Genomic DNA, 21441 nt, shown 5'->3' with positions numbered 1-21441 from the left:
GGGGGGCGCTTCGCCCCCCACTTGCTTTTTGAATTTAGATTTCTTCTAAAACTTTGAAGCGCACATGATTGAGAGCTAGCTCGCCAATGGAATAGGGCTGAGGTTGAATCGTCTCAAAAAAGATGCCTTTGCCAATTTCCACATGATACCAAGGTAAACCCATAAACCATCGAGTCGGATAAGGTCGATAGCCAGTATCATCTGGATTAGATTCCATTGGCAACCATCCAATACTGGGAATATAGAACTCAATCCAAACATGATTGTAATATTGATGGAGAGGAATGTTCATCATCAATTCTCCATCGTGAGGACATTTGTATCGTCCGACCGTGCGACAAGCAATTCCATTTAAGCGAGTTAATGCTAATAATAAACCGACATATTCACCACAAGAGCCTGTGCCTCTGACTAGAACTTCTTCTGGCGCGGCAATGTAAGGTGTGACACGGTATGAGAGCTTGTCATAGACGTAGTCACGAATCAATAGCATCTTGCGCAAAATATTTGTTTCGTTACCCACAGCTTCCTTGGCGGCTGCTTGAATGATCGGATGATCCATGCTTAATCCATCATCATCAACGAGATAAAGCTTCTGCATTTCGGGAGATAGTTCAGGGACAAATTCTACTTCACTATCTTTAAGTTCATATTTGATTCCACGAAGTTCTAAAGTTGCTTTCCAACCGAACATTCTCGATTCTTCAGGTTTTAAGTTTCCAAGCTTGAATGCGGCAACACGCTGACCATCAACAATTTCTTCTTCAAAGGGAATGCCAATTGGCTCGATCGCTAATAATTTTTGGCGATAGGTATCTGTAGGATAGGCAACTCGCCATGTGAGGTTATAGACTGAAGTTGGTTCCTCCGAGGAGAGTTCCTCAAGATAGATCATCTCTACTTTGTAGCCAGTGGTGAGAGTGTAGTTTAACTTTTCATCTTGGTATTGATTAAACTTGAGGCGATGAATAAAAGTCTTTTCGCGGGTGGAGACCGAAAATGGCTCATCCAAATCATTAGGATTGTCTCGAATATAGTTTTCGTCACCTGAATAAACTACATATAAATCATTGCCCAAAAATCCTAATCCCATAGGATTGGGGAATGGAGTCAAACCACGATGTACCACTTCGCCTGTTTTGGCATTAAGTCGATAAACTGTCTCCTCGGTGCGATCGCTAACCCACAATTCTTCACCGACTAACGTCAGTGCCTCAAATCCTGCCCCAGGAGCATCCATAATTCGGAGCAAAGTGCGAGTGGCGCGTCCGAATACAAAAATTTTGCCGACTTCACTAGAACTTACATACACGCCACCATCAGAGACTGCTATGCCATCGACCTTGTTGGGTAGCTCCATAAATGGTTGCAGATCAAAATCAACCATATTGCAGTAATAAATTCCATTGTCCTTAGTAATCCAAAGGGTCTCCCCTGCGATCGCTAAACCTGTCGCGTCTCGAAACTGCAATGCTGTGTAATTATTCAGTACCGTTGCACCTTCAGAAAAGGGATCGATTTTGAGCAGGTGTCCCTGATAGGAATCTACACAAAGCGCGTAGGGTTTGCCATTATCTACATCAGTACTTACATCGGTTTGCCACACTAAACCATGAAGGTTATAAGCGCCAATGGGATAAATCGTGCTTGGTAAGCTAGGCATAGGGTATTTAGGCGGGTGTATGGGCGGATAAATTTAGAAAAGCTTTAGTCTTTCTACAAATTCTGATCTGACTTCAAAAGCAACATTAGTTCCGTAGCGAAGACAACAGTTGTGATATCTGGACAAGTATATTGCGTTCTCTGGTATGTTGCTGATATACAACACTTTATACAGAAAGTAAAAAGCAAATTTTTCATTAAAAGGCTTGCATTACAAGTCTTTTAATGAAAAATTTGCTACAGAGATTATATGGCTAAACGAATTGCTACAAAGAAAAGCTTTCTGTTTTGACAATGTTATTGAGCACGATTACTGACATCATTTTACGCTCAAGCCCAAACTACGGAAACCATTGAAAGTTTTGCTTTGCAACACTTTCAATGGTTTCCGTGTAGTTTTTTGATCGGTAATTGCTGTAAGAGGCAATTTTCTCCAATCACAATCATTTCATATCAGATTTATCCTGAGCCTGAGTATTGGGGCTATTAAGAGGACAAGGAACAGACTTTTCTCCTGCCCAATCTGTCAGAGTATTGTCATTCTTGTAATGTCTAGGGGTTTGCATGAGTAGGTGCCAAGCCTCGCCAACATTCAATAAATTAAAGCGTTCAGGGTAGTGAATTTTTAATAGTTCTTGCACCATTGGATAATAGTTAGAGTTCATTCCAGGAAAAACATGGTGTTCGGTATGGTAAGAAAAATTTAAATGCAAAACATCAAATATTTTAGGAACTCGAATGGAAACACTATTAATCAGTGGATCGTTAACGCTGGTCATCCGACAAATCAGGTGATGCGTATAAATATAAAATATCATTCCCGCATATCCAATCCCAATTGGTAAAAAATAGCTAAGGATTAGTTTTAAGGGATCAAATTGTAGATAAATAAAAATACTTAGATGAATAATTAACATAAACAAAAATTCCCCCGCGATCGCCCAACGCTCTTTAGTACTGACCCTAAATGAAGCAGGAAGATAATCAACAAATTCTCGATTAAAAAAAAGTACAGCGGTCAGATTCCGGAAAGTATAGTAACCCCATGCTGTTACCATACCCAACGCTAATGCTATAGGATTTACCTCAAGAGAAGGGAAAACTAGATTCTGAATCCATTTACTCGAAGTATTAGGTTGCTCGTATAAGTAATTACGATCAGGATCTCCCAAGGAGTTTGTTTTATTATGATGTACTCGATTATGAACTGCTTTCCATAACGTCGGCGGCATCCACAAGATCGTTTGCCCTAGTAAGCTAATAATATACGTCAGGCGGGAGTTTCTAATCACAGTGCCATGCATGAGGTCATGGCAGCTAAATGCCATAAACATGACGCTATTGCCCATCACGATAGCTAGAGGTAAATACAACCATAAAAGATATGGATTCCAACGATCTAGGTGAGCCGCTATCATCCAGCCAAATACCAGAATTGCAAGATTAATGAATATGAGGACTAACTTGCTTGGATCGGGAGCAAACGCTTCAGGCGGAAGTAAGGGACGCAATGTTTTAACATACGTTCTTTGGGGGATAAGGGTTTGAATACTAGTGAGTTGCATAGAAATGTTGACTTTAACGGGTTAGAGTCAAAATGTTGGGACTAATCTATCTTAACAATTCTGTCTAATTGGCAAAATCAGTAAAATGTGAGATATCATTAAAAAATCATTTAATGTTAACTGGGAGTAAAGATATGGCTTCTGTCGGCATTTCGCAAAATATTCAAAACCATATCCCCATTATTGGAGATATGACTCTCAAAAGTCCGATAGCGTACAAAACCACTCGATTAATGGCTGGAGTTTTCAATACAGCTCAAATGGCATTGGCAGAAGCCTATATTAACGGGTTAGAAATACCAGATTCTGTCTTTCAATCGTTGTTGCACACATCCATGCCGCTTCTATTTAAACATGCTCCAGGTTTACTCGCTCCCTATGAATGGGTATTAAAGGAATCCGATCATCTAGCTGAATCTTCACGAGAATTGATGAAGATTCAGTATGACTTACCCCAAGCCCTTCTGAACCGTATGTTAGGGGATTGGGATGTCATTTATCCAAAGTACAGCATGGGGCTTTGGGAGAATGGGGCGATCGATCTCGAACAATCGCAAATGCACATGATCGATCAGGTGATTGAAAGACTAGAAATCGTTGATGGTGACCATATTTTGGATTTTGGCTGTGGCTGGGGCTGTGTCGCCAATTACATCATGTCTAAGTTCCCTAATGTACGGTTTACGGGACTAAATCTGAGTCATCAACAGTGTGAGTATATGCGTGGCAAAATGCAAGATCCACAGAGCCATCTCAGTGGAGGTCGATTTACTTTGTATGAAGGTGATTTGAATGAGGCACAATTTACCGAAAAATTCGACAAAATTCTCTCAATTGGAGTTTTTTGTCATGTAGGTAATCTGACCAACGCTTTCCAAAAGTTATCCTCTTTTCTTAAAAGTGATGGAAAGTTATTCATTCATATCATCACTGTTCGTATCCCCAACAATTTGTCAACTGGCTTTACACACAAGTATATTTTCCCCCATGGTCGCTACTGGAATTATGATGCAGTTCCGAGTCATAATAGCGATCTTAAAACTGTCGATCAGTGGTATATAAATGGAATAAATTATCACAAAACTGCAATGGCGTGGTTGGAGAGATTTGATGCATCCCAAGATCTTGTCAAGTCTTTAGACTATGGTATGGACTATGCTAAGTTCCGTCGGATGTGGCGGTTTTATTTACTGTTGCTAGGTACAATTTTTGCGACTTGCGATGGTGAATACAATGGTAATGGTCAGTATCTAATGACTCATGCCTGATTGCCTTAAAAGCCTGAAAAATATGGCACTTTGCGCCATATTTTTCAGGCTTTTAGTTGATATCTTCTTCAGATTTTTTGTCCTGTTTGCAGATTCCATAAACCTGCATAGATTCCATTGTTCGCAACTAGCTCATCATGAGTTCCCAACTCCACTACTTTGCCCTGATCCATTACATAGATGCGATCGGCACTACGAATGGTGGATAGACGGTGAGCGATCGCAATTGTTGTGCGGTTTTTGGTGATGTAATCTAGGGATTTTTGGATTGCTGCTTCTGTTTCATTATCCACTGCCGAAGTTGCTTCATCGAGAATTAAAATGGGGGGATTGCGTAACACTGCACGAGCGATCGCAATGCGTTGTCTCTGACCACCTGATAGCTTTTGACCACGCTCACCGACAATCGTATCGTAACCATTGGGCAGAGATTGGATAAAGTCATGGGCTTCGGCAATCTTGGCTGCTTCGACAATCCGATCCACGGTTGCATCAAAGGAACCATAGGCAATATTTTCTAGAACTGAACCATGAAATAGAAATACATCTTGGCTTACCCAACCCATGCAAGAACGTAGCGATCGCAATTCTAAGTCGCGAATATCAATGCGATCGAGAAAGATATTGCCTGATTGAATTTCGTATAAACGTAGCAGCAGCTTTACCAAAGTACTTTTGCCTGAGCCAGTCGCCCCGACGATAGCAGTAGTTTTATGGGCGGCGATTTCTAAGGATAGATTTTCCACAATTGGGAAATTAGGAGCATATCCAAAGGTAACATTCTTTAATTGGATATCACCATTGACTACAGAGTCTAGTACCTGTGAGCCTGAATGAATTGCGATCGGGGTATCGAGCAAATCAAGAATACGATTAGTTGAAGCCATTGCTCTTTGATATTGATCGAGGGTTTCGCCCAAGCGCGTAAGCGGCCATAACAAGCGCTGAATTAGGTAAATCATCACGGAGTAATTACCGACCGACAGCCTGTTTGCCTGAACTTCTAAACCACCGAAATAGAGAATTGCAATAAATCCTATAAAGATCAAAACTCTGATTAAAGGAACGAAAGCAGCACTATAGGCGATCGCTTTGCGATTACTTTGACGATATTGATTGCTTTCTTTCTCAATGCGTTGGCGTTCATATGCCTCAGTGACAAAAGCTTTAATCGTCGTAATCCCGCCAATATTATTTGATAATTGCCCGTTCAGCATCCCCACCTTTTCGCGAACTTCAGCATAGCGCGGCGCAAGGAATTTCTGAAACCAGATCGAACCCCATAAAATAAACGGCATCGGTGACAGGGCTAACCAAGCCACATTCGGCGTAATCACAAAAAATGCGCCGCCAATCAACAAAATAGTTGCTGAAACTTGAATAACTTCATTCGCACCACCATCCAGAAAGCGTTCTAATTGATTGACATCATCACTCAATATCGACATCAATCCACCTGAACTGCGATCCTCAAAAAAGGCTAGTTCTAACTCCTGCAAATGCTGATAGGCATCGAGTCGCAAGTCATGTTGTACAGTCTGAGCAAGATTTCGCCACTGAAGCGCATAGGCATATTCAAAAATCGACTCTAATCCCCAAATCACACCACTGATAGCTGAGAGGACTAGCAATTGCGCGGCTAATCCTTGCACACCAAAGGGATTTGCCCAAAAGTTCTCTTTTTGTAATACCAGATCGATCGCCGCCCCAATCAAAACTGGTGGTGCTAAATCGAAGAATTTATTTAAAATCGAGCAAGTTGTGGCAGTCCAAATCTGTTGCCGATACTTACGAGCATAGGACATCAGACGGACAAACGGATGAACATTAGACATGGGCAGTAAATTAGTTACTCTGGGCTTGTTCTAAGATAAGCGATTTTCATTTACACAGCTAAACATCATCTGCATTGACGATACCGCCGTATTCCTCAGAAAGAACAAACCTCCCTTCTTTTAGTCCTTCAGCATATTCCTGCAACCATTCACGAAAACTTGATGCAACAAGTTTTCTGTTAGAATCATCATGCCACATGGTAATAATCTGCCCGACATTACCAGCTTCAGACGGCTCTAAATCAAGACAATCATGATTGCCACTACCATCATAGGTAAGCGGTATCCACTTTGCACTCCACCAAACGTTGCGAATTCCTAGCTCAGGCTCACTTCCTATATCATGACCATCTTGATCTTGAAATGTACCACTATCCAGCAGATCTTTCCAAACAGTCCATTCTTGTTTGATCCGCTCAATAGATAAAAATTCACGCCCATCTAGTAACCCATAAGAACCGTCTGATTGACCATTATGAATACGATAAGAATCTTTGACATCTTCAGGCAGCTTGATCGAAAGAGATTCTTCTAATTCACTGATCTCTTTTTCAGAGGCTCCTGATTGTAAATCTTCAAATATTTGTGGAGCATTAGCTATTAGCCAATCATCTATTTGTGTCCAAATTTCTTTCATGATGTCCTCTAGAATTAATAGCTTCTAACAATTTACCTTGATTCTGCTGAGTTCATTAAAATTTACCATCGGGGAAAATTATCTCAAATAAGCCGCGATCGCTAATGCGATAAAACAGAAAATCTGAAACTAAACTCTATTCTATGGATATGGCAAAAGTTTTAGCTCTTGAATAAATTTGTAATCACGTTGATTTTTGGTGGCTAGGGGATAATCCCAAACAATTGCAGTAGCAGCAATTAGACTGTCAGCAATTAGTAATCCGTGGCCCAGACGATAAGATTTCAGGAGCTCAACTGATTTGTCTGAAATATCTTGATCGATTTTGATGATAGCAAATTGTTTGAGGAAATTTTCTACCTTTCTTAGATCAGCTTTATTTGTGCAACCAACAATGAGTTCCATTTGTGTAACTGCACTAATTGCTAGAATGCTAGTTGATTGTAAGTTTTGCAGATAATCAATTGCTTCACTTTTATTGCGCGAAGTATCGATCAAGATGTCTGTGTCAATGATGGTTAAATTCGGCATTGCCTCATGACCACTCCTTTTCTCGAATATCGCGTACCCATGTTGTGCTGTCGTCCATATCTTGACGCTCTTGCCACATTCCTATGAAAGGATCATTTGCCCAATCAATTTCCATTTTTTGTGGTTTAGCGATCGCTGGGGCATATGTTTGTTGCAAGAAGGCGATGAAGTTTAGGGCTTGGCGTTGTGCTTCGGGCGGAAGGCTCGCAAAGGTCTTGAGGAGTTCTTGTTGGGTAGCAATCATAAATTTAACCTCCTATTTTTTACAGGTTACTACTTAGCACGGGGATAATCCGCTAATACTTGTTTGAGATACTTGCCAGTATAGGATTTTTTGACCTTGGCAACCTGTTCGGGCGTACCTTCGGCAATAATCTCACCACCGCGATCGCCTCCTTCAGGGCCCAAATCAATCACCCAATCAGCACAACGAATCACATCGAGATTATGCTCAATCGTGATGATGCTATTGCCTTTATCCACAAGACGCTGCATCACATCCAGCAATTTATGCACATCGTAAAAGCTTAAACCTGTAGTCGGTTCATCGATGAGATAGAGAGTTTTACCTGTAGCTCGTCGCGCTAATTCTGTGGCAAGCTTCACCCGTTGAGCTTCACCACCTGAAAGCGTGGGCGCAGACTGACCGAGACGTACATAGCCTAAACCAACATCCACTAGCATTCCCAATTTGGTGTGAGCTGAGGGAATATTTTCAAAGAAATGCATCGCTTCTTCGATGGTCATATCTAGCACATTGGCGATCGTCTTCTCTTTGTACTTCACCTGTAGAGTTTCACGGTTATATCTTGCGCCTTTGCAAACATCGCATTGCACATAGACATCGGGAAGAAAATTCATTGAGATAACATTTACACCCTGTCCAGAGCAAGCCTCGCAACGTCCACCCTTGACGTTAAAAGAGAATTGCCCTGCTTTATAGCCTCTAGTTTTTGCCGCCGTTGTTAGGGCAAAAGTTTCGCGAATGACATCAAATAAGCCTGTGTAAGTCGCTGGATTGGAACGAGGTGTGCGTCCAATTGGTGATTGGTCAATCACAATAAATTTATCTAGAGCTTGGAGTCCCTTAATTTCATCAATACCTTTAGGTGCTGGTTTTTTGCGCGAAAAATGATGATCTAGAGAGTTATGCAATAGGTCATTAATGAGCGTAGATTTGCCTGAACCTGATACACCTGTGACACAAACTAGCTTGCCAAGTGGAAGAGTGACATTGACATGTTTCAGGTTATTGAGATAGGCATTACAAATTTCTAAATATTTGCCATTACCTTCGCGACGCTCTGCGGGTGTATGAATCAGCTTTTGTTTAGATAGATAAGCACCTGTGAGGGATTCAGGATGCTGCTCAATATCCTTGACAGTACCCTGCGCGACGATCTTACCGCCATGTACTCCTGCCCCTGGCCCAATATCTACGAGATAGTCAGCAGCGCGAATTGTTTCTTCGTCATGTTCCACTACGATTAAGGTATTCCCAAGATCGCGCAGTTTGGTTAATGTCGCAAGCAGCCGAGAGTTATCGCGTTGATGTAGTCCTATGCTCGGCTCGTCAAGAACATAGAGAACGCCTGTCAAACCAGAACCAATTTGGGTAGCAAGGCGGATGCGTTGGGCTTCACCACCAGAGAGGGACATCGTAGAGCGATCGAGGGTGAGGTAATCTAAGCCCACATCCAGCAGAAATTGCAGTCTGGCTTCAATTTCCTGTAAGACCCGATCGCCTATTTGGCGAGTTCGCTCATCAAGGTCGAGATTTTTTAAGCGATCGCGACAAGTGCCAATTGGCACTGACACAAAATCGTTAATGTTATAGCCACCAATCCGAACTGCTAGGGATTCTGGCTTAAGCCTTGTTCCTTCGCAAGTCGAGCAAGACTCTTCGATGAGATAGTTCTCTAATTTCTGTCTTTGCGATTCTCCAGCTTCTTTATATTGCTGTTCGAGGATAGCGATCGCACCTTCATAGCGCTTGTAATATCCCTCACTGCGATCGCGATAGAGCGAGTCTGGCTTAATTAAAATCTTCTCTGTAGTGCCATGCAGAATAATATCAATCTGTGACTGGGTAAGTTTTTCCCAAGGTGCAGTAATCTCAAAGCCTGCATATTCGCCAACACTGGCTAACAGTGAAATGTAATAGGTATGGGTTTTATCTGCCCAAGGTGCGATCGCGGCATAAACTGGTAAAGACGGATCGGGAACTAACAACTCAGGACTAAAGGTTTTAATACTTCCCAATCCATGACAGGCTGGACAAGCGCCATAGGGAGAATTAAATGAGAACATGCGTGGCGATAGTTCTTCCATTACCGCGCCATGTTCAGGACAGGCAAAGTTTTCTGAAAAAGTTAGCAAATTGCTTACCTCTTCAGATTTGGAATCTGGATATGAGGGCAAAATCTCCACCATCGCAATCCCTTCGGCACGTTTTAAACAAGTTGCGAGGGAATCAGTCAAACGTTCTTGAATATCATTCTTGCGAACTAGACGATCAACCACAATTTCAATATCGTGCAGTTTGTTTTTATCTAATTCGATATTGTCACTAAGTTCTCGAACTTCTCCATCTACTCGCACCCGTGCAAAGCCTTCACTGGCTAGAGTAGATAGTAATTTTTTATGAGTTCCCTTTTTGCCACGAATTACGGGCGCTAATAATTGAAACTTAGTGCGATCGCTAAGCTCCATAATCGCATCTACCATGCGATCAATCGTTTGTGGTGCAATATTGCGATCGCAGATCGGGCAATGGGGCGAACCTGCGCGACCAAATAACAATCTTAAATAATCATAAATCTCAGTAACCGTGCCAACGGTTGAGCGTGGATTATGGGAAGTTGACTTTTGATCAATCGAAATCGCGGGACTCAAGCCTTCGATGTAGTCCACATCAGGCTTATCGACTTGCCCCAAAAATTGCCGCGCATAGGCACTCAGGGATTCGACATAGCGGCGTTGTCCCTCGGCAAAAATCGTGTCAAAAGCTAGAGATGACTTACCAGAGCCAGACACACCTGTAAACACGATCAGGCGATCGCGGGGAATTGTCAGGTCAACATTCTTGAGATTGTGCTGTCTAGCACCTCTAACGTGGATATGGGTATGGTCTGGCATTCGATCGCGATTTATGCTTTAGCTGGCGTAAAGATTTGTTACTAGTGTATGCGATCGCTGGGAGATTTGTGGTGCTTGTAGTTATTCTGGCTTCTTGGGAAACACGCATTTTACAGTAATTTTTAGATTGGAGCTTGCGCCGCCTGATGCGATGAAGGGTACTCCTGCTTTGGCATCGAGGCTCACGCCAAACTCTAGGGTGACTTCACTGACTTCGGCACTTCCTAAATTGCGAAAGGCGTTGAGGGTGTTAACGGTATAGCCTCGCACGAGGCTTTGCATGGCTTGAAAACTTTGGATTGCTTTTTCTTTGGCGGCGGCTTGAGCCTTTTCCCCGACCAGAAAATCACGGTTGTGGGAGGTGATTTTATCAGTTTCTTCGACTTGAAAATAAATGATGCTGCCGTCTTCGAGTTCGGTGGGGATGAGTTGGGGCATGGTTTCTCTCTTGTAAATTAAGGGATTTATGAATGTGATTGAGTTTGATCTTATTTGCTTAGTGCATCTAATTTATCGAGAAGTTTTAAACCTTCTTTTGGATAGTCTTTGGCAGCTAACAGTTTAAATCTGGTATGGGTGTCAAATTTGACAAGGGCGATCGTTGAAAGTTCTTCAATTATCTTATTGATGCTCAAGCCTTGACTCTCGGCGAGTTTTTTAGTCTGAGGTGTTTGACATCTGGTAGGCGAATGGTTAAGGTTGCCATGAGTCACTCCTGATAATTTGTTCTGGTTTGAGAAGCGTTTACAATTTTTCCTCAAACATGGCTTCTAGATTCCGATCGCCTCTAATCACTCGCATAATTTCTATGTCTTCATCAATGACGCGATAGAAGATGATGTAGTTTTGCATGGGAATACCGCGCAGATAATTGCGAATCTGGGAATAGCTTCGACCAATTAATGGAAATTGGGTGAGATATCGACATTTTTTACTGAATTCATTGAGTAACCGATCGCCTGTTTCTACGTTTCTTTCTGTGAAATAGTCGATGATGTCTTCAAGGTCGCGGATGGCTGTGGGGGATATGGTGTATTGAGGCATGGGGCATTAGGCTTCGCGTTTTTGGTGAAGTCTTGCTCTTAGCTGATTAATAGCTGTTTCGCCATCAATACCTTCACCGCGATCGAGTTCTGCGGCGGCTATGTCGATTTTGTTTCCGAGTTCTTCGACCCAGCGATCGTAATGGTTGCGTTTTTCTAGAAGTTGCAATGCTTCGGCAATTACTTCAGTGGCGTTGGTGTAGCGCCCTGTGGCAAGCTGGGTTTGAATAAACTGCTCTTGTTCGGGTTGTAGGGTAATAGGCATAGGTTAGTTGATGTGATCGTTATATCGATTATATCTTTATCTCTAGTGTTGGGATTAGTAAACATTCGTAGGGGCAAAGTATTCCCGCGACAATTTCTAAATTCTTAGGTTCCTTTGATTTGGGAATGCTAGGCTCCAATACCTGACAACGCAGGGACAAGCGATCGGTGAAGGCGAAGAGTGTTCTGCATTTGTAAATGGAGGTTTATGTGGGGTGTTTGGGAATGGTGGCGCAAATGCAAAACCCCTACAAATTTTTTCCTTTTACCTTTTTACTTTTGCCTTGGAGCAATGCCACACATCTGTCTGTCCTCATCACTGACATTAGGGTTATTAGTCAAAAGATAGTTATGTAACCAACCGCATCCCTTTGTTAGCAGTTCACTTAGGCTATCAATATGCCAAATTCTTACCGTCCCATCATAGCCTGATGTGACAATAGTCTGATCAGTTGAACTAAAAGACATGCTACTAATTTTTCCACGATGTCCAGCAAACTCAGCTAATTGTTGTCCTGAACGACTCCATACCTTCACTAATCCATCATCTCCTACTGAAGCAATACGTTGATTATCAAGAAAAATAGCACTTCTAACCCATCCTTGGTGAGCTTTCCATTGAATTAGTTGATTGCCTGAAAAATCCCAAAGTCTAACAGTGCCATCCATACCACTTGTAATAATTGCTTTTTCATCAGGACTAAAATTTGCACTTAGTACCCCTCCTCTATGCCCTTTAAATTCAGCTAACCGTTGACCTGAAAAATCCAAGAGTTGAACTGGACTATCTACAATACTGTAACGATTGATCTGCAAAGTCCCTGCTATAAGTATTTTTTGAGAATCTTTACTAAAGCTCATGCTATAGACTGATATATGTCCCTCCTTTGACTGAGATAATGACCATCCCTTTAACAGACGCTTTTGGGGTTGATTCCATCTATCCCAGATTTGCACTTTATCGCCTTGTTCATCGCTTAGCACTGTAGCTAAATATTGCCCATCATGACTAAAGCTCATATTGTACGCTCCAGAATATTGGGTAATGGTCTGACCTGATACGTTCCAAATTTTGACTGCACCTTCAGCTGTTGTAGCAAGATATTTTCCATCTGGACTAAAACTAATAGTAGAAATCCCACCACTATCACCAAATTTCCATTGAGTTAATTCCTTCCCTGAAGAATTTAGGATGCGAACTTTTCCATCCATTTCAGCAATAGCCAAGTTTTGTCCATTTCTATTAAAAGTTAAACTGCTGACCATATTCTCATTTTTAGGAGACGTTCCTAATGGAAATCTATCTGATGATGTTTTAAAAACATGCCAGTTTTTATCAAGTAAATTCCAATTTGCTACCCTACCAAGAATACAAATCTTTGAGTTGTCTACTTGGATTCCCCAGTCACTGCCAAATCCATAATTTTGACCTTCTGGAGGGAAAGTCCAAGTTGCCCTTGGCTCAACTGCATAAGTTCCAAATATCATACCAGGAGAATCGGGATGATAGAGCTTAACTTCAACGACTCTATTTGTATAGTTCTCAAAAAATATCTTTCCAACTTGGTTATCTTCAAACAGTGAAGAAGCAACCCTTTCAGGATACAGACCAGGTGCATACAAAGAGGAACAACTGGTGTTACTGTCTGAACCAGCATTCATAAGAAAAGAGTTTGCTGAATACAAGATGTTTGACTTAAGCTGTTTATTAGAAAAACTCCAAATCCTTGCAGTGCCATCTGTGCTGCCTGTGGCAAGAGAGTTTTGTTGCGGGTTAAAACTTACGCTCAGCACTCCGCCTAGATGCCCTTTTAATTCGCCTACTTGTTCACCTGATATCTTCCAGATTTTTGCCTTGCCATCTTCTCCTGCTGTAGCAATTAATCTTCCATCTGGACTAAAGCTTATGTCTCTAACCCATCCCAAATGTGCTTTAAATTCAGCTAGTTGTTCACCTGACATCTTCCAGATTTTTGCCTTGCCATCTTCCCCTGCTGTAGCAATTAATCTTCCATCTGGACTAAAGCTTACCCTAAGCAATCGCCCATTAAAATTTTTAAATTCAGCTAAACGTTTCCCATTCAAATCCCAAATCTTAACACTACTATTATGTCCTGCTGTAGCAATGTATTGGCTATCTGGACTAATACTAAGGCTGTAGATTGCACCTTGATCTCCTTGCCAACTTATTTTTTGTTTATCATTCAAGCTCCATAAACTAATATCACCGTCCTCTCCTACCGTAGCAATATGATTCCCATTCGAGCTAAAAGCAACGTCATGAATAACATTTGAATGTTTATACTCATGTAGCATCTGTCCTGATAGATTCCAAATACGAACTATTCCATCATCTGATGCAGTAGCTATAAGTTGACCATCTGGACTGACGTTTATATTTAAGATGCTGAGAGAATGAGCTTTAAATTTAGTTTGCTGTTTCCCTAAGGCATCCCAAGTCTGAACTGTACCATCTGAACCAGCAGTAACTATCATCTGTCCATCTGGATTGAAGCGAACACTCCTGACCCAACCTTGATGACCTCTAAGTTGATTTTTCTCAGAAATTCTATTGAGTATTTTTTGTAGTGCAAATAGAGGGCTAAAAGCTGGATACTTGTCTAGAGAAAGTCCATCTCTAACCAATTCTTGTAAATCTTGACTGCCTTGCATTGCCTTCAGTAAAGAATTTAGTTCGTCAGAATCAAATTGTTGCAACGCAATAGATCCTAATTGCTCTAGAGAATTTCCTTGTAATGCAAGTTTTGTATTCGCTTGAGCTCTAAGAGATGCTTGTTCAGAATCTCTACGAAGTTGTGTTGCTTCCTTAACCTTTACTTCCGCATCTACGATTTTCGCCTGAGCTTCCAAAACTTTCTCCTTTGACTGCTGTGATACATTCTCTAACTCAGCCTTGGCTGCTTCCACATCCTTTTGCGCCGATGCAACTTTCTCATCAGCCTCTATCACTTTCTGCGCCGCCTTGTTCTTCTCCTGCTCAGCATTTTTTCCAATGCGATCAGCCTCTTTATTTGCAAAGTCTACCTTCAGATCTGCATCTTTCAATTTAGTCTGAGCGTCTTTTTGGGTTTCTGCTACCTTCAAATTTGATTCATTCACCGATCTCGCCGCCCATAAACCCACCGCCGCCGCCAACAACAGCATCACCCCCAACACCACCGAACCCACCCTAACGCGATCGCTTGCCTTCCGTTCCGCCGCAACCAAAATCGCATTCGCCTCTTCCGTCGCCGCCAACTGTTGACTCGTCTCTAACCTCTCAAACTCCCGACTCTCTCGCAAAAACTGCTCATCTACATCGCTAAGCCTCTTCCCTCTCGCCCAAATCTCCGCCTCCTCCAACGCCTGTCCCCGCAACAGAAAACCCTGATTCTGCCCCTCCTCCGCATCCCGCCAAGCCCGAAACGCCGAACCATAAAACTCTGGACGCAAATCCGCTAACTGACCCTCCACCCAAGCATTATTAAACACCGCCCCATAGATCGGATTATAGGAAACCAACTTCCCATCCCGTCGCACCACCAACCCCGTCAAACGCAACTTCGATCGCTCCTCACTGCGATCGTCTTCCAATGCTCCATCTGCCAACACCTGCTGATAGCAACCCAACATCCGCCCCCGCAACTTCTCTTCTACACTAATCACGCGATCCCTAATCGTCGTCAAATGTGGCGGCGCATCCTGCGGTTCCCAATTCGTGACAATCCGCTCCTGTACTAAATTCTCAACCCAGCCCGCAATATTCTCAGGTGGTGCGATTCCTGCTAACTCCTTCTCCATCATTCCCAACAATCGCTGAATCAGAAAAGGCTGTCCCCCCGTCCACTTCACCGCCTCTTCCAGATAATCCTGCGGATTTGCCACCTTACTCGCCAACCCTTGCATCAATGGCAAAGCCTCCGTCAGCGTAAATCCCGCCATCTCCACCGCATAGCCAATATTAAACGCCGAAGTATTATGACTCTGAATCAAATCCGTCGGTGTCGCCACACCCAAAAAGGAAAAAGTGAGGCGATTATAGTCAGGCTTAGTCGGACGATCTTCAAAAAATGACCTTACCAAACCAAAGAAATCATCCATGCCAAACTTGAGACTCAAGAGGCGATCTATTTCCTCCACAAAAATCACAATCGGCGCATCAATCTCTTGCAACACCACTGTTTCAATAAACTCCGCAAAGCGCTGCACAGGCGACAGCAATTCCCGTTCCCTAATCCAACTCCGCAAATCAAACTTACTTTTTAAATCCAAATCCCCCACCAAACTCCGAATCGCGCTGGCATACCACTGCTCGCAAGTCACCTCCACCCCAATCTTCTGCGGATCGATCGTCGCACACACAATCCCTTCCGATTGTAACTTATGCGTCACCCGCACCCGCAAACTAGATTTGCCCATCTGCCGACAGTTAAACACATAGCAATATTTACGCTCCTTGAGCAACTCGTAATAGTCGCGATCGCATTGTCGCTCTACATAACTAGGCGCATCCGCAGGGAGACTACCACCAACTTGATAATTAAAAGAACTTGCACTAGTCATAATGGCGGGTGATTTCCTGTTGCATAGAGAATACGACGCAGATTTACAACTCCTTCGCGATTGAGTTTAAGCAATTCTACAGTTACTCGTCCTGTGGGCGTTAAACCAATGATTTCGCTGTAGTCATCATTCCAAGTAAAATGCTCTTTCCATTGCTGTTGTCTAGGATGATAAAGATCTGTTACTTGTGAAGTTTTAGGATCAACTGCTTGAGTTTTAGTATGCTTGTAATTGTTGCATCCTTGACAGGCGAGAGCAAGATTCTCAACCGTAGTTTCACCATTTTTCCAAATTGGAATGATATGCTCGACAGAAAGCCTCTGTGTAGAATAATTCTCTTGGCTAAGACAATACTCGCAACAACCTTTTGCTCTTTCCGTGACTATTTGACGAAGCTTTTCGCTGATTGATTTAGCCGTCATAAAGCCTGTGGTTGTAACTGAAAATCTTGGATTAGCTCATTCAAAGATATTTGTCGAAGTTTCGCAAGTTTAGTTAAATTTTCTAACCTTTTAACATCAATTGCTTCAATATGTTCTCCTAGGTTGATTAACTCTTGATATTCTTCATCCGTAAGGGCGTTATCTTGACGCTTACCAATAAGCAAGTCATAGCGCTCTTGTAGTTGATTGGGAATACATTGAGTAATTTGTTGCAATAGCAAAGATTGATCCTTTGGCAAGCTAAGAGTTTTGCGCTTAGTCTGAACTCGGATTGCTTGAGCAATCAATTGTTCTAGCTCAGACGCATCTAGCTGCTCTACAGTTTGAATAAGCTGCTCAAAGGGAAGTTGAGTTTGAACGGTAATTTGGCTCATAGTTTTACTCTTGAGGACTATGCTAATTTCAGTTTAGTGCGATTTCTAAGCTATAGCCGATCGCGAAAATAACGACGATATAACTGATTACGAATAATGACACCTGTTTCTGTGCGTAATATTAAACCCATTCCATCTAACTTTGCCGTAGTCGCTAGATCAAAACGGATGGGTTGCGGTGAGTTAACCAGCGATCGCAAAACTTCCGTAAGATGAGCATCTTTTTCGACCTTGGCTAAACGAGTGGTGAGATGTTTGCCAAAAAGCCCCACTTCTGTCGCTGCACTTTGGATGATCTGCTCAAGGGAATTTGCGCCACTAGCTAAATTATAAAAAGCTAGTCGTACTAGATAGGGATGTCCACCGATTAATTCTGATATCGGTTCGATTTGTATAGATGAGAATCCATGCAATGCGGCAAGTTCTTGCACTTGAGCAATTGTGAATTCATCCAAATCGATGGGCGTACCGACATTAAACGGTGATTGGTTAATATCCTTCGTTGTAAAAGATTCCATCGAATAGGCAAGCACTAGCCGCAACTTACCCCATCTTTTGTCATGCTTGCCCTGCTCATGCCACCCGCGCAATAAACCGCAAAAATCCACCTCGATCGCTTCGTGGAGAAATATGCGATCCAGATTTTCAATGGCAATCACCAAGGGGCGATCGTCGTCGTCATTCAATAAATATCTTTCAAAAAATTCCTCACAGTTGCTGTTTGCGCCAAACATTTCATCCCAGTCATCGGTCGGTTTAGCCTTCACTCCCAAATCACGCCCAATCACCGCACAAAACCACTGCAAGAAGCGATCCATATTTTCAAAGAACTTGCGATCGCATTTTTGTAAATCAAGCCATGTGGTGCGACTATCCAACCGCCGCGCTTCTTCCAAGACGCGCACCAATAGCGAAGACTTACCCATGCGATCAGGAGATTTTAAGCGCAGCAAGGTATGGGGCATGGCGATCGCTTTAAAGCATTGTTCCTGTTGTGGCGATCGCGGAATATAAAAATCGGAACCAATCCGCACCGCACCTTCAGGTTCTTCGATTGCAATATTTACCCTTGGCAGAATCTGACTTTCATAATTGCGTTCTAGTAAAACAGGTGTTTGCGCCTCAGGAATATTTTTGAGCGCAATTAAGTTTTTGCCTAACTCAAAAGACTCTTTGACCGATCGCCCCTCAAACAAAGCCCCATAAAACCCCTTCGCAAATTCGATCGCCGCCAAATCGCCAATTGCCTGATTCATCCCCAACACATACGGCACATATCGGGCGATCGCCTCCGCTTGCACCTCTGAGAAGCAAGCATTTAGCACTACGCAGTCGATGCCATTTTGGAGTATGCGAAACAAATCTGCTAGAGCATCAGTGGGAGCGAGTTGCCAACTACCATCATCATGTTCTAACACCAACCCATTTTCCGCCGCCCCATGTCCTGAGAAATGCACCACACGCGGCACTTCTTGTAGCAAAATTGGTTGCAAATCATCAATGCGGACTGCGCCTTTAGTCACAATCGCAAAGCGATCGCGCAAACTCGATTTCTGACAACATTCCTCAATTTCTCGAAATTCCGCCTCAACCCGCAAGCGATCGGTATTCGCAGGATTCGCCGATAGCAATAATACTTTTTTCTTATCCATTTGCGAGCTTGGGGGAGGCTATTTAAGTTGGAAGCAATGTGTTTTGGTGCGGCGAAGCCGTACTACTCAATTTTAAATGAGTGCTGCCCGAATTATTTAGCATTGTTTAAAAAAGCTCCTTCAGGTGCTTTTTTAAACAATGCTAAACTGCAAATCATCGGTGTATCGCGCTAATCATGGGAATTATTACCAAACGTTCATCCAAAAAAGTTCGGGCTAACGAAATCCTGATCCGTCTTAAACGGCTTTATCCCGACGCAACTTGCTCGCTTGATTACGAGACACCTGTGCAGTTATTGGTAGCAGTGATCCTCTCGGCACAATGTACCGATGAGCGCGTGAATATGGTCACCCCAAAATTATTTGCCCGATATCCCGATGCGATCGCCCTAGCCAACGCCGATCTCGATGAACTCATGGAGCTAGTCCACTCCACAGGCTTTTATCGCAACAAAGCCAAAAACATTAGAAGTGCCTGCGAAATGATTGTGCGTGACTTTGAAGGCACAGTACCTAATACGATGGATAAACTGCTCAAGCTGGCAGGAGTAGCCCGAAAAACCGCTAATGTCGTATTAGCCCATGCCTACGGAATTAATGCAGGTGTGACCGTTGACACCCATGTAAAGCGACTGACCAAAAGACTAGGACTAACTAAATTTGAAGAACCTCTAAAAGTCGAACGGGATCTGATGGGAATGTTGCCCCAACGGGACTGGGAAAACTGGTCGATCAGGATTATTTATCATGGACGTGCTGTTTGTAACGCCCGTAAACCTGCTTGCGATCGCTGCGAACTTGCTGATTTATGTCCATCAGCAAAGTATCAAAACCCATAAAGTTGCGACCCTGCGGGGCGCAACTTTACGGGTTTTGGTTTGTAATTATTTATGTCTAGCTACTCAAAATAAAAACTTGGCTTTGCCAATTTTTTACTAGAGGTTGTGAAGTTTTCTAAAGATACGCACCCTTTATGCAGTGACATCCGCGCTTATTCCCTAAAATGAAGACAAAATTCTCCCTGCAATCTTTAACTTAATAAAGACTTATGACAGATTTTGTAAAACCCTTCAAGAACGATCCCCAACTAGGGAATTTGTCTACACCCATTAGCGATTCCGCGATCGTTAAGGCTTTTATCGGCAACCTTCCCGCTTATCGCGCAGGCTTGTCTCCTAGCCGTCGTGGTCTAGAAATCGGCATGGCACATGGCTACTTCATCTACGGGCCATTTGCATTATTGGGACCTCTGAGAAATACAGAATTGGCTAGCCTTGCTGGTCTATTGGCAACGATCGCATCTGTTGTATTGTTGACAGTTGGCTTGTCCTTATATGGTCAAACTGTAACTAAGTTGCAGTCTAGCTCTGCATTAGAAGCCCCTGCTGAATTGGGTACTCCTGCTGGTTGGAGCGAATTTGCAAGCAGCTTTTTGCTTGGTGGTGCTGGTGGTGCTGCATTTGCATACTTCCTCAACTACCTAGAGCCAATGCAAAAATTCCTTGGTCTGCTTTGGAATTAGATTTATTTTTGGTGTTGTTCACTTCAGCTCCAAATCATATTAATTTAATCTAAATCAGATCCTCAAAAATTTATATCTTAATTCAAGGAACCCCACGACCATGACTGGATACTACGCACATTACTACGTCTCTTTCATCTTCGTACCACTTATTGGTGTAATCCTCCCGATCGCCACCATGGGTCTACTTCTCAACTACATCGAGAACTAATTTACAAAGTTGGAAACTAGGCTTTTGGTAGTCTGATTTTCAATATCTTTAACTTGCTCTTCGTATCTTTTTTTATTACATTCTCAACAGCAGGAAAGGCGATCGCTACAATGTAGCGATCGCCTTTCCTGCGTTTGACAGACGCTAAGATAAAGCCATTATCTTTAGATTTATTTTTATGTCATTTTTTAAATTTTTAAATTTTTCATTTTTGCGCCTAGCGATCGCGATAACTATCATGCTTGTCTGTTTACTGACTTGTCCCATTAATGTTCAAGCAGAAACTCTTTCATTTAGCCATGCCCAGCTAAAAAACAGAGATTTTTCAGGGAGAGATCTGGTCGGTTCAGGTTTTGCCAATGCCAACATGGAAGGGGCAAACTTTGAAAATGCTGATGTACGCGGAGCTGTATTTAGCGCTTCTGTGTTGCGCAATGCTAATCTCAAAGGAGCAAACTTTTCCAGTGGCTTACTGGATCAAGCTGATTTCGCTAAGGCTGATCTTAGTGATGCTTTACTGGTCGAAACAATTTTGTTACGTAGTACTTTTGATTTTGTGAATATTGATGGGGCAGATTTTACTGACTCAATCATGGATGGGGGACAGCGCAAATGGCTATGCACTAAAGCTAAAGGCACAAACTCAAAAACAGGTGTCGATACTAAAGCCTCTTTGGAATGCGAATAAAAAAGCCACCCGATTGGGTGGCTTTTTTGTGAGTGTTTTTAACTT

Annotated in this window: 19 protein-coding genes and 1 pseudogene; 5 read left to right on the top strand and 15 right to left on the bottom strand. The window is 42.6% G+C overall.

The window, feature by feature from the left end:
- Positions 1-34: 34 nt before the first annotated feature.
- Both PseudUWO311_RS05115 and PseudUWO311_RS05110 read right to left on the bottom strand, forming a co-directional pair.
- Positions 35-1663, bottom strand: a complete 1629-nt coding sequence (locus tag PseudUWO311_RS05115; protein WP_142654135.1) for a transglutaminase domain-containing protein — start codon at positions 1661-1663, stop codon at positions 35-37.
- A gap of 442 nt (positions 1664-2105) precedes the next feature.
- Positions 2106-3227: a fatty acid desaturase family protein gene (locus PseudUWO311_RS05110; RefSeq protein WP_142654134.1), complete on the bottom strand. Its 1122-nt coding sequence runs from the start codon at positions 3225-3227 to the stop codon at positions 2106-2108.
- 134 nt (positions 3228-3361) lie between these two features.
- On the opposite strand from PseudUWO311_RS05110, the gene PseudUWO311_RS05105 reads away from it, so the two are divergent.
- On the top strand, positions 3362-4495 hold the full coding sequence (locus tag PseudUWO311_RS05105; RefSeq protein WP_142654133.1) for an SAM-dependent methyltransferase: 1134 nt from the start codon (positions 3362-3364) through the stop codon (positions 4493-4495).
- A gap of 68 nt (positions 4496-4563) precedes the next feature.
- Here the strand turns inward: PseudUWO311_RS05105 and PseudUWO311_RS05100 are convergent, their stop codons facing one another.
- The 13 genes and pseudogenes from PseudUWO311_RS05100 to PseudUWO311_RS05040 form a co-directional block, all read right to left on the bottom strand.
- A complete protein-coding gene (locus PseudUWO311_RS05100; RefSeq protein ID WP_142654132.1) occupies positions 4564-6330 on the bottom strand; it encodes an ABC transporter ATP-binding protein in 1767 nt (588 codons plus the stop codon).
- Positions 6331-6388: 58 nt separating this feature from the next.
- Positions 6389-6967 carry an SMI1/KNR4 family protein gene (locus PseudUWO311_RS05095; protein ID WP_142654131.1) on the bottom strand — a complete coding sequence of 193 codons (579 nt, stop codon included), beginning with the start codon at positions 6965-6967 and terminating at the stop codon, positions 6389-6391.
- A 141-nt stretch (positions 6968-7108) separates the two neighbouring features.
- The gene (locus PseudUWO311_RS05090) at positions 7109-7498 is read right to left on the bottom strand and encodes a type II toxin-antitoxin system VapC family toxin (protein WP_142654130.1); all 390 of its coding nucleotides are present in this window, start codon (positions 7496-7498) and stop codon (positions 7109-7111) included.
- 4 nt (positions 7499-7502) lie between these two features.
- The gene (locus PseudUWO311_RS05085) at positions 7503-7742 is read right to left on the bottom strand and encodes a DUF2281 domain-containing protein (protein ID WP_142654129.1); all 240 of its coding nucleotides are present in this window, start codon (positions 7740-7742) and stop codon (positions 7503-7505) included.
- A 29-nt stretch (positions 7743-7771) separates the two neighbouring features.
- Positions 7772-10636 (bottom strand): excinuclease ABC subunit UvrA, encoded by a 2865-nt coding sequence (gene uvrA / locus PseudUWO311_RS05080; RefSeq protein WP_142654128.1) that lies wholly within the window; start codon positions 10634-10636, stop codon positions 7772-7774.
- Positions 10637-10717: 81 nt separating this feature from the next.
- Entirely contained in the window at positions 10718-11074 is a 357-nt protein-coding gene (locus tag PseudUWO311_RS05075) for a CU044_2847 family protein (RefSeq protein ID WP_142654127.1), read from the bottom strand.
- Positions 11075-11124: 50 nt separating this feature from the next.
- Positions 11125-11342, bottom strand: a pseudogene (locus tag PseudUWO311_RS05070) (toxin-antitoxin system HicB family antitoxin).
- A gap of 38 nt (positions 11343-11380) precedes the next feature.
- A complete protein-coding gene (locus PseudUWO311_RS05065; protein WP_142654126.1) occupies positions 11381-11680 on the bottom strand; it encodes a type II toxin-antitoxin system RelE/ParE family toxin in 300 nt (99 codons plus the stop codon).
- Positions 11681-11686: 6 nt separating this feature from the next.
- Positions 11687-11944 carry a type II toxin-antitoxin system ParD family antitoxin gene (locus PseudUWO311_RS05060; protein WP_142654125.1) on the bottom strand — a complete coding sequence of 86 codons (258 nt, stop codon included), beginning with the start codon at positions 11942-11944 and terminating at the stop codon, positions 11687-11689.
- Between the two features lie 272 nt (positions 11945-12216).
- Positions 12217-16506, bottom strand: coding sequence for an AAA-like domain-containing protein (locus tag PseudUWO311_RS05055; protein WP_142654124.1), 4290 nt, complete (start codon positions 16504-16506; stop codon positions 12217-12219).
- Positions 16503-16928: an HNH endonuclease gene (locus tag PseudUWO311_RS05050; protein WP_142654123.1), complete on the bottom strand. Its 426-nt coding sequence runs from the start codon at positions 16926-16928 to the stop codon at positions 16503-16505. Before PseudUWO311_RS05050 ends, PseudUWO311_RS05055 begins: the two co-directional genes overlap by 4 nt.
- Positions 16925-17323, bottom strand: coding sequence for an STAS/SEC14 domain-containing protein (locus PseudUWO311_RS05045; RefSeq protein ID WP_142654122.1), 399 nt, complete (start codon positions 17321-17323; stop codon positions 16925-16927). Before PseudUWO311_RS05045 ends, PseudUWO311_RS05050 begins: the two co-directional genes overlap by 4 nt.
- 50 nt (positions 17324-17373) lie before the next feature.
- Complete coding sequence (locus PseudUWO311_RS05040; protein ID WP_142654121.1) at positions 17374-18975, bottom strand: AAA-like domain-containing protein; 1602 nt, start codon at positions 18973-18975, stop codon at positions 17374-17376.
- A gap of 176 nt (positions 18976-19151) precedes the next feature.
- Between PseudUWO311_RS05040 and nth the strand changes: the two genes are divergently transcribed.
- The 4 genes from nth to PseudUWO311_RS05020 all read left to right on the top strand — a co-directional run bounded on the left by nth (position 19152) and on the right by PseudUWO311_RS05020 (position 21396).
- Positions 19152-19814 carry an endonuclease III gene (gene nth / locus PseudUWO311_RS05035; protein ID WP_142654120.1) on the top strand — a complete coding sequence of 221 codons (663 nt, stop codon included), beginning with the start codon at positions 19152-19154 and terminating at the stop codon, positions 19812-19814.
- Positions 19815-20023: 209 nt separating this feature from the next.
- Positions 20024-20497, top strand: coding sequence for a photosystem I reaction center subunit XI (locus PseudUWO311_RS05030; RefSeq protein ID WP_142654119.1), 474 nt, complete (start codon positions 20024-20026; stop codon positions 20495-20497).
- Positions 20498-20597: 100 nt separating this feature from the next.
- On the top strand, positions 20598-20708 hold the full coding sequence (locus PseudUWO311_RS05025; RefSeq protein WP_071590184.1) for a photosystem I reaction center subunit VIII: 111 nt from the start codon (positions 20598-20600) through the stop codon (positions 20706-20708).
- Positions 20709-20886: 178 nt separating this feature from the next.
- Positions 20887-21396, top strand: coding sequence for a pentapeptide repeat-containing protein (locus PseudUWO311_RS05020; RefSeq protein WP_223807443.1), 510 nt, complete (start codon positions 20887-20889; stop codon positions 21394-21396).
- Positions 21397-21441 lie beyond the last annotated feature (45 nt).

Origin of the sequence: Pseudanabaena sp. UWO311 (assembly GCF_006937785.1) — a bacterium.
Classification (GTDB): Bacteria; Cyanobacteriota; Cyanobacteriia; order Pseudanabaenales; family Pseudanabaenaceae; genus Pseudanabaena.
The sequence above is the reverse complement of the archived record's forward strand: the minus strand, read 5'-3'. Positions and strand labels throughout refer to the sequence as shown.

What these genes read in the sequence shown, in the direction of transcription:
- PseudUWO311_RS05115 (WP_142654135.1), bottom strand. Translation starts at nt 1,663, where the DNA reads ATGCCTAGCTTACCAAGCACGATTTATCCCATTGGCGCTTATAACCTT.
- PseudUWO311_RS05110 (WP_142654134.1), bottom strand. Translation starts at nt 3,227, where the DNA reads ATGCAACTCACTAGTATTCAAACCCTTATCCCCCAAAGAACGTATGTT.
- PseudUWO311_RS05105 (WP_142654133.1), top strand. Translation starts at nt 3,362, where the DNA reads ATGGCTTCTGTCGGCATTTCGCAAAATATTCAAAACCATATCCCCATT.
- PseudUWO311_RS05100 (WP_142654132.1), bottom strand. Translation starts at nt 6,330, where the DNA reads ATGTCTAATGTTCATCCGTTTGTCCGTCTGATGTCCTATGCTCGTAAG.
- PseudUWO311_RS05095 (WP_142654131.1), bottom strand. Translation starts at nt 6,967, where the DNA reads ATGAAAGAAATTTGGACACAAATAGATGATTGGCTAATAGCTAATGCT.
- PseudUWO311_RS05090 (WP_142654130.1), bottom strand. Translation starts at nt 7,498, where the DNA reads ATGCCGAATTTAACCATCATTGACACAGACATCTTGATCGATACTTCG.
- PseudUWO311_RS05085 (WP_142654129.1), bottom strand. Translation starts at nt 7,742, where the DNA reads ATGATTGCTACCCAACAAGAACTCCTCAAGACCTTTGCGAGCCTTCCG.
- uvrA (WP_142654128.1), bottom strand. Translation starts at nt 10,636, where the DNA reads ATGCCAGACCATACCCATATCCACGTTAGAGGTGCTAGACAGCACAAT.
- PseudUWO311_RS05075 (WP_142654127.1), bottom strand. Translation starts at nt 11,074, where the DNA reads ATGCCCCAACTCATCCCCACCGAACTCGAAGACGGCAGCATCATTTAT.
- PseudUWO311_RS05065 (WP_142654126.1), bottom strand. Translation starts at nt 11,680, where the DNA reads ATGCCTCAATACACCATATCCCCCACAGCCATCCGCGACCTTGAAGAC.
- PseudUWO311_RS05060 (WP_142654125.1), bottom strand. Translation starts at nt 11,944, where the DNA reads ATGCCTATTACCCTACAACCCGAACAAGAGCAGTTTATTCAAACCCAG.
- PseudUWO311_RS05055 (WP_142654124.1), bottom strand. Translation starts at nt 16,506, where the DNA reads ATGACTAGTGCAAGTTCTTTTAATTATCAAGTTGGTGGTAGTCTCCCT.
- PseudUWO311_RS05050 (WP_142654123.1), bottom strand. Translation starts at nt 16,928, where the DNA reads ATGACGGCTAAATCAATCAGCGAAAAGCTTCGTCAAATAGTCACGGAA.
- PseudUWO311_RS05045 (WP_142654122.1), bottom strand. Translation starts at nt 17,323, where the DNA reads ATGAGCCAAATTACCGTTCAAACTCAACTTCCCTTTGAGCAGCTTATT.
- PseudUWO311_RS05040 (WP_142654121.1), bottom strand. Translation starts at nt 18,975, where the DNA reads ATGGATAAGAAAAAAGTATTATTGCTATCGGCGAATCCTGCGAATACC.
- nth (WP_142654120.1), top strand. Translation starts at nt 19,152, where the DNA reads ATGGGAATTATTACCAAACGTTCATCCAAAAAAGTTCGGGCTAACGAA.
- PseudUWO311_RS05030 (WP_142654119.1), top strand. Translation starts at nt 20,024, where the DNA reads ATGACAGATTTTGTAAAACCCTTCAAGAACGATCCCCAACTAGGGAAT.
- PseudUWO311_RS05025 (WP_071590184.1), top strand. Translation starts at nt 20,598, where the DNA reads ATGACTGGATACTACGCACATTACTACGTCTCTTTCATCTTCGTACCA.
- PseudUWO311_RS05020 (WP_223807443.1), top strand. Translation starts at nt 20,887, where the DNA reads ATGTCATTTTTTAAATTTTTAAATTTTTCATTTTTGCGCCTAGCGATC.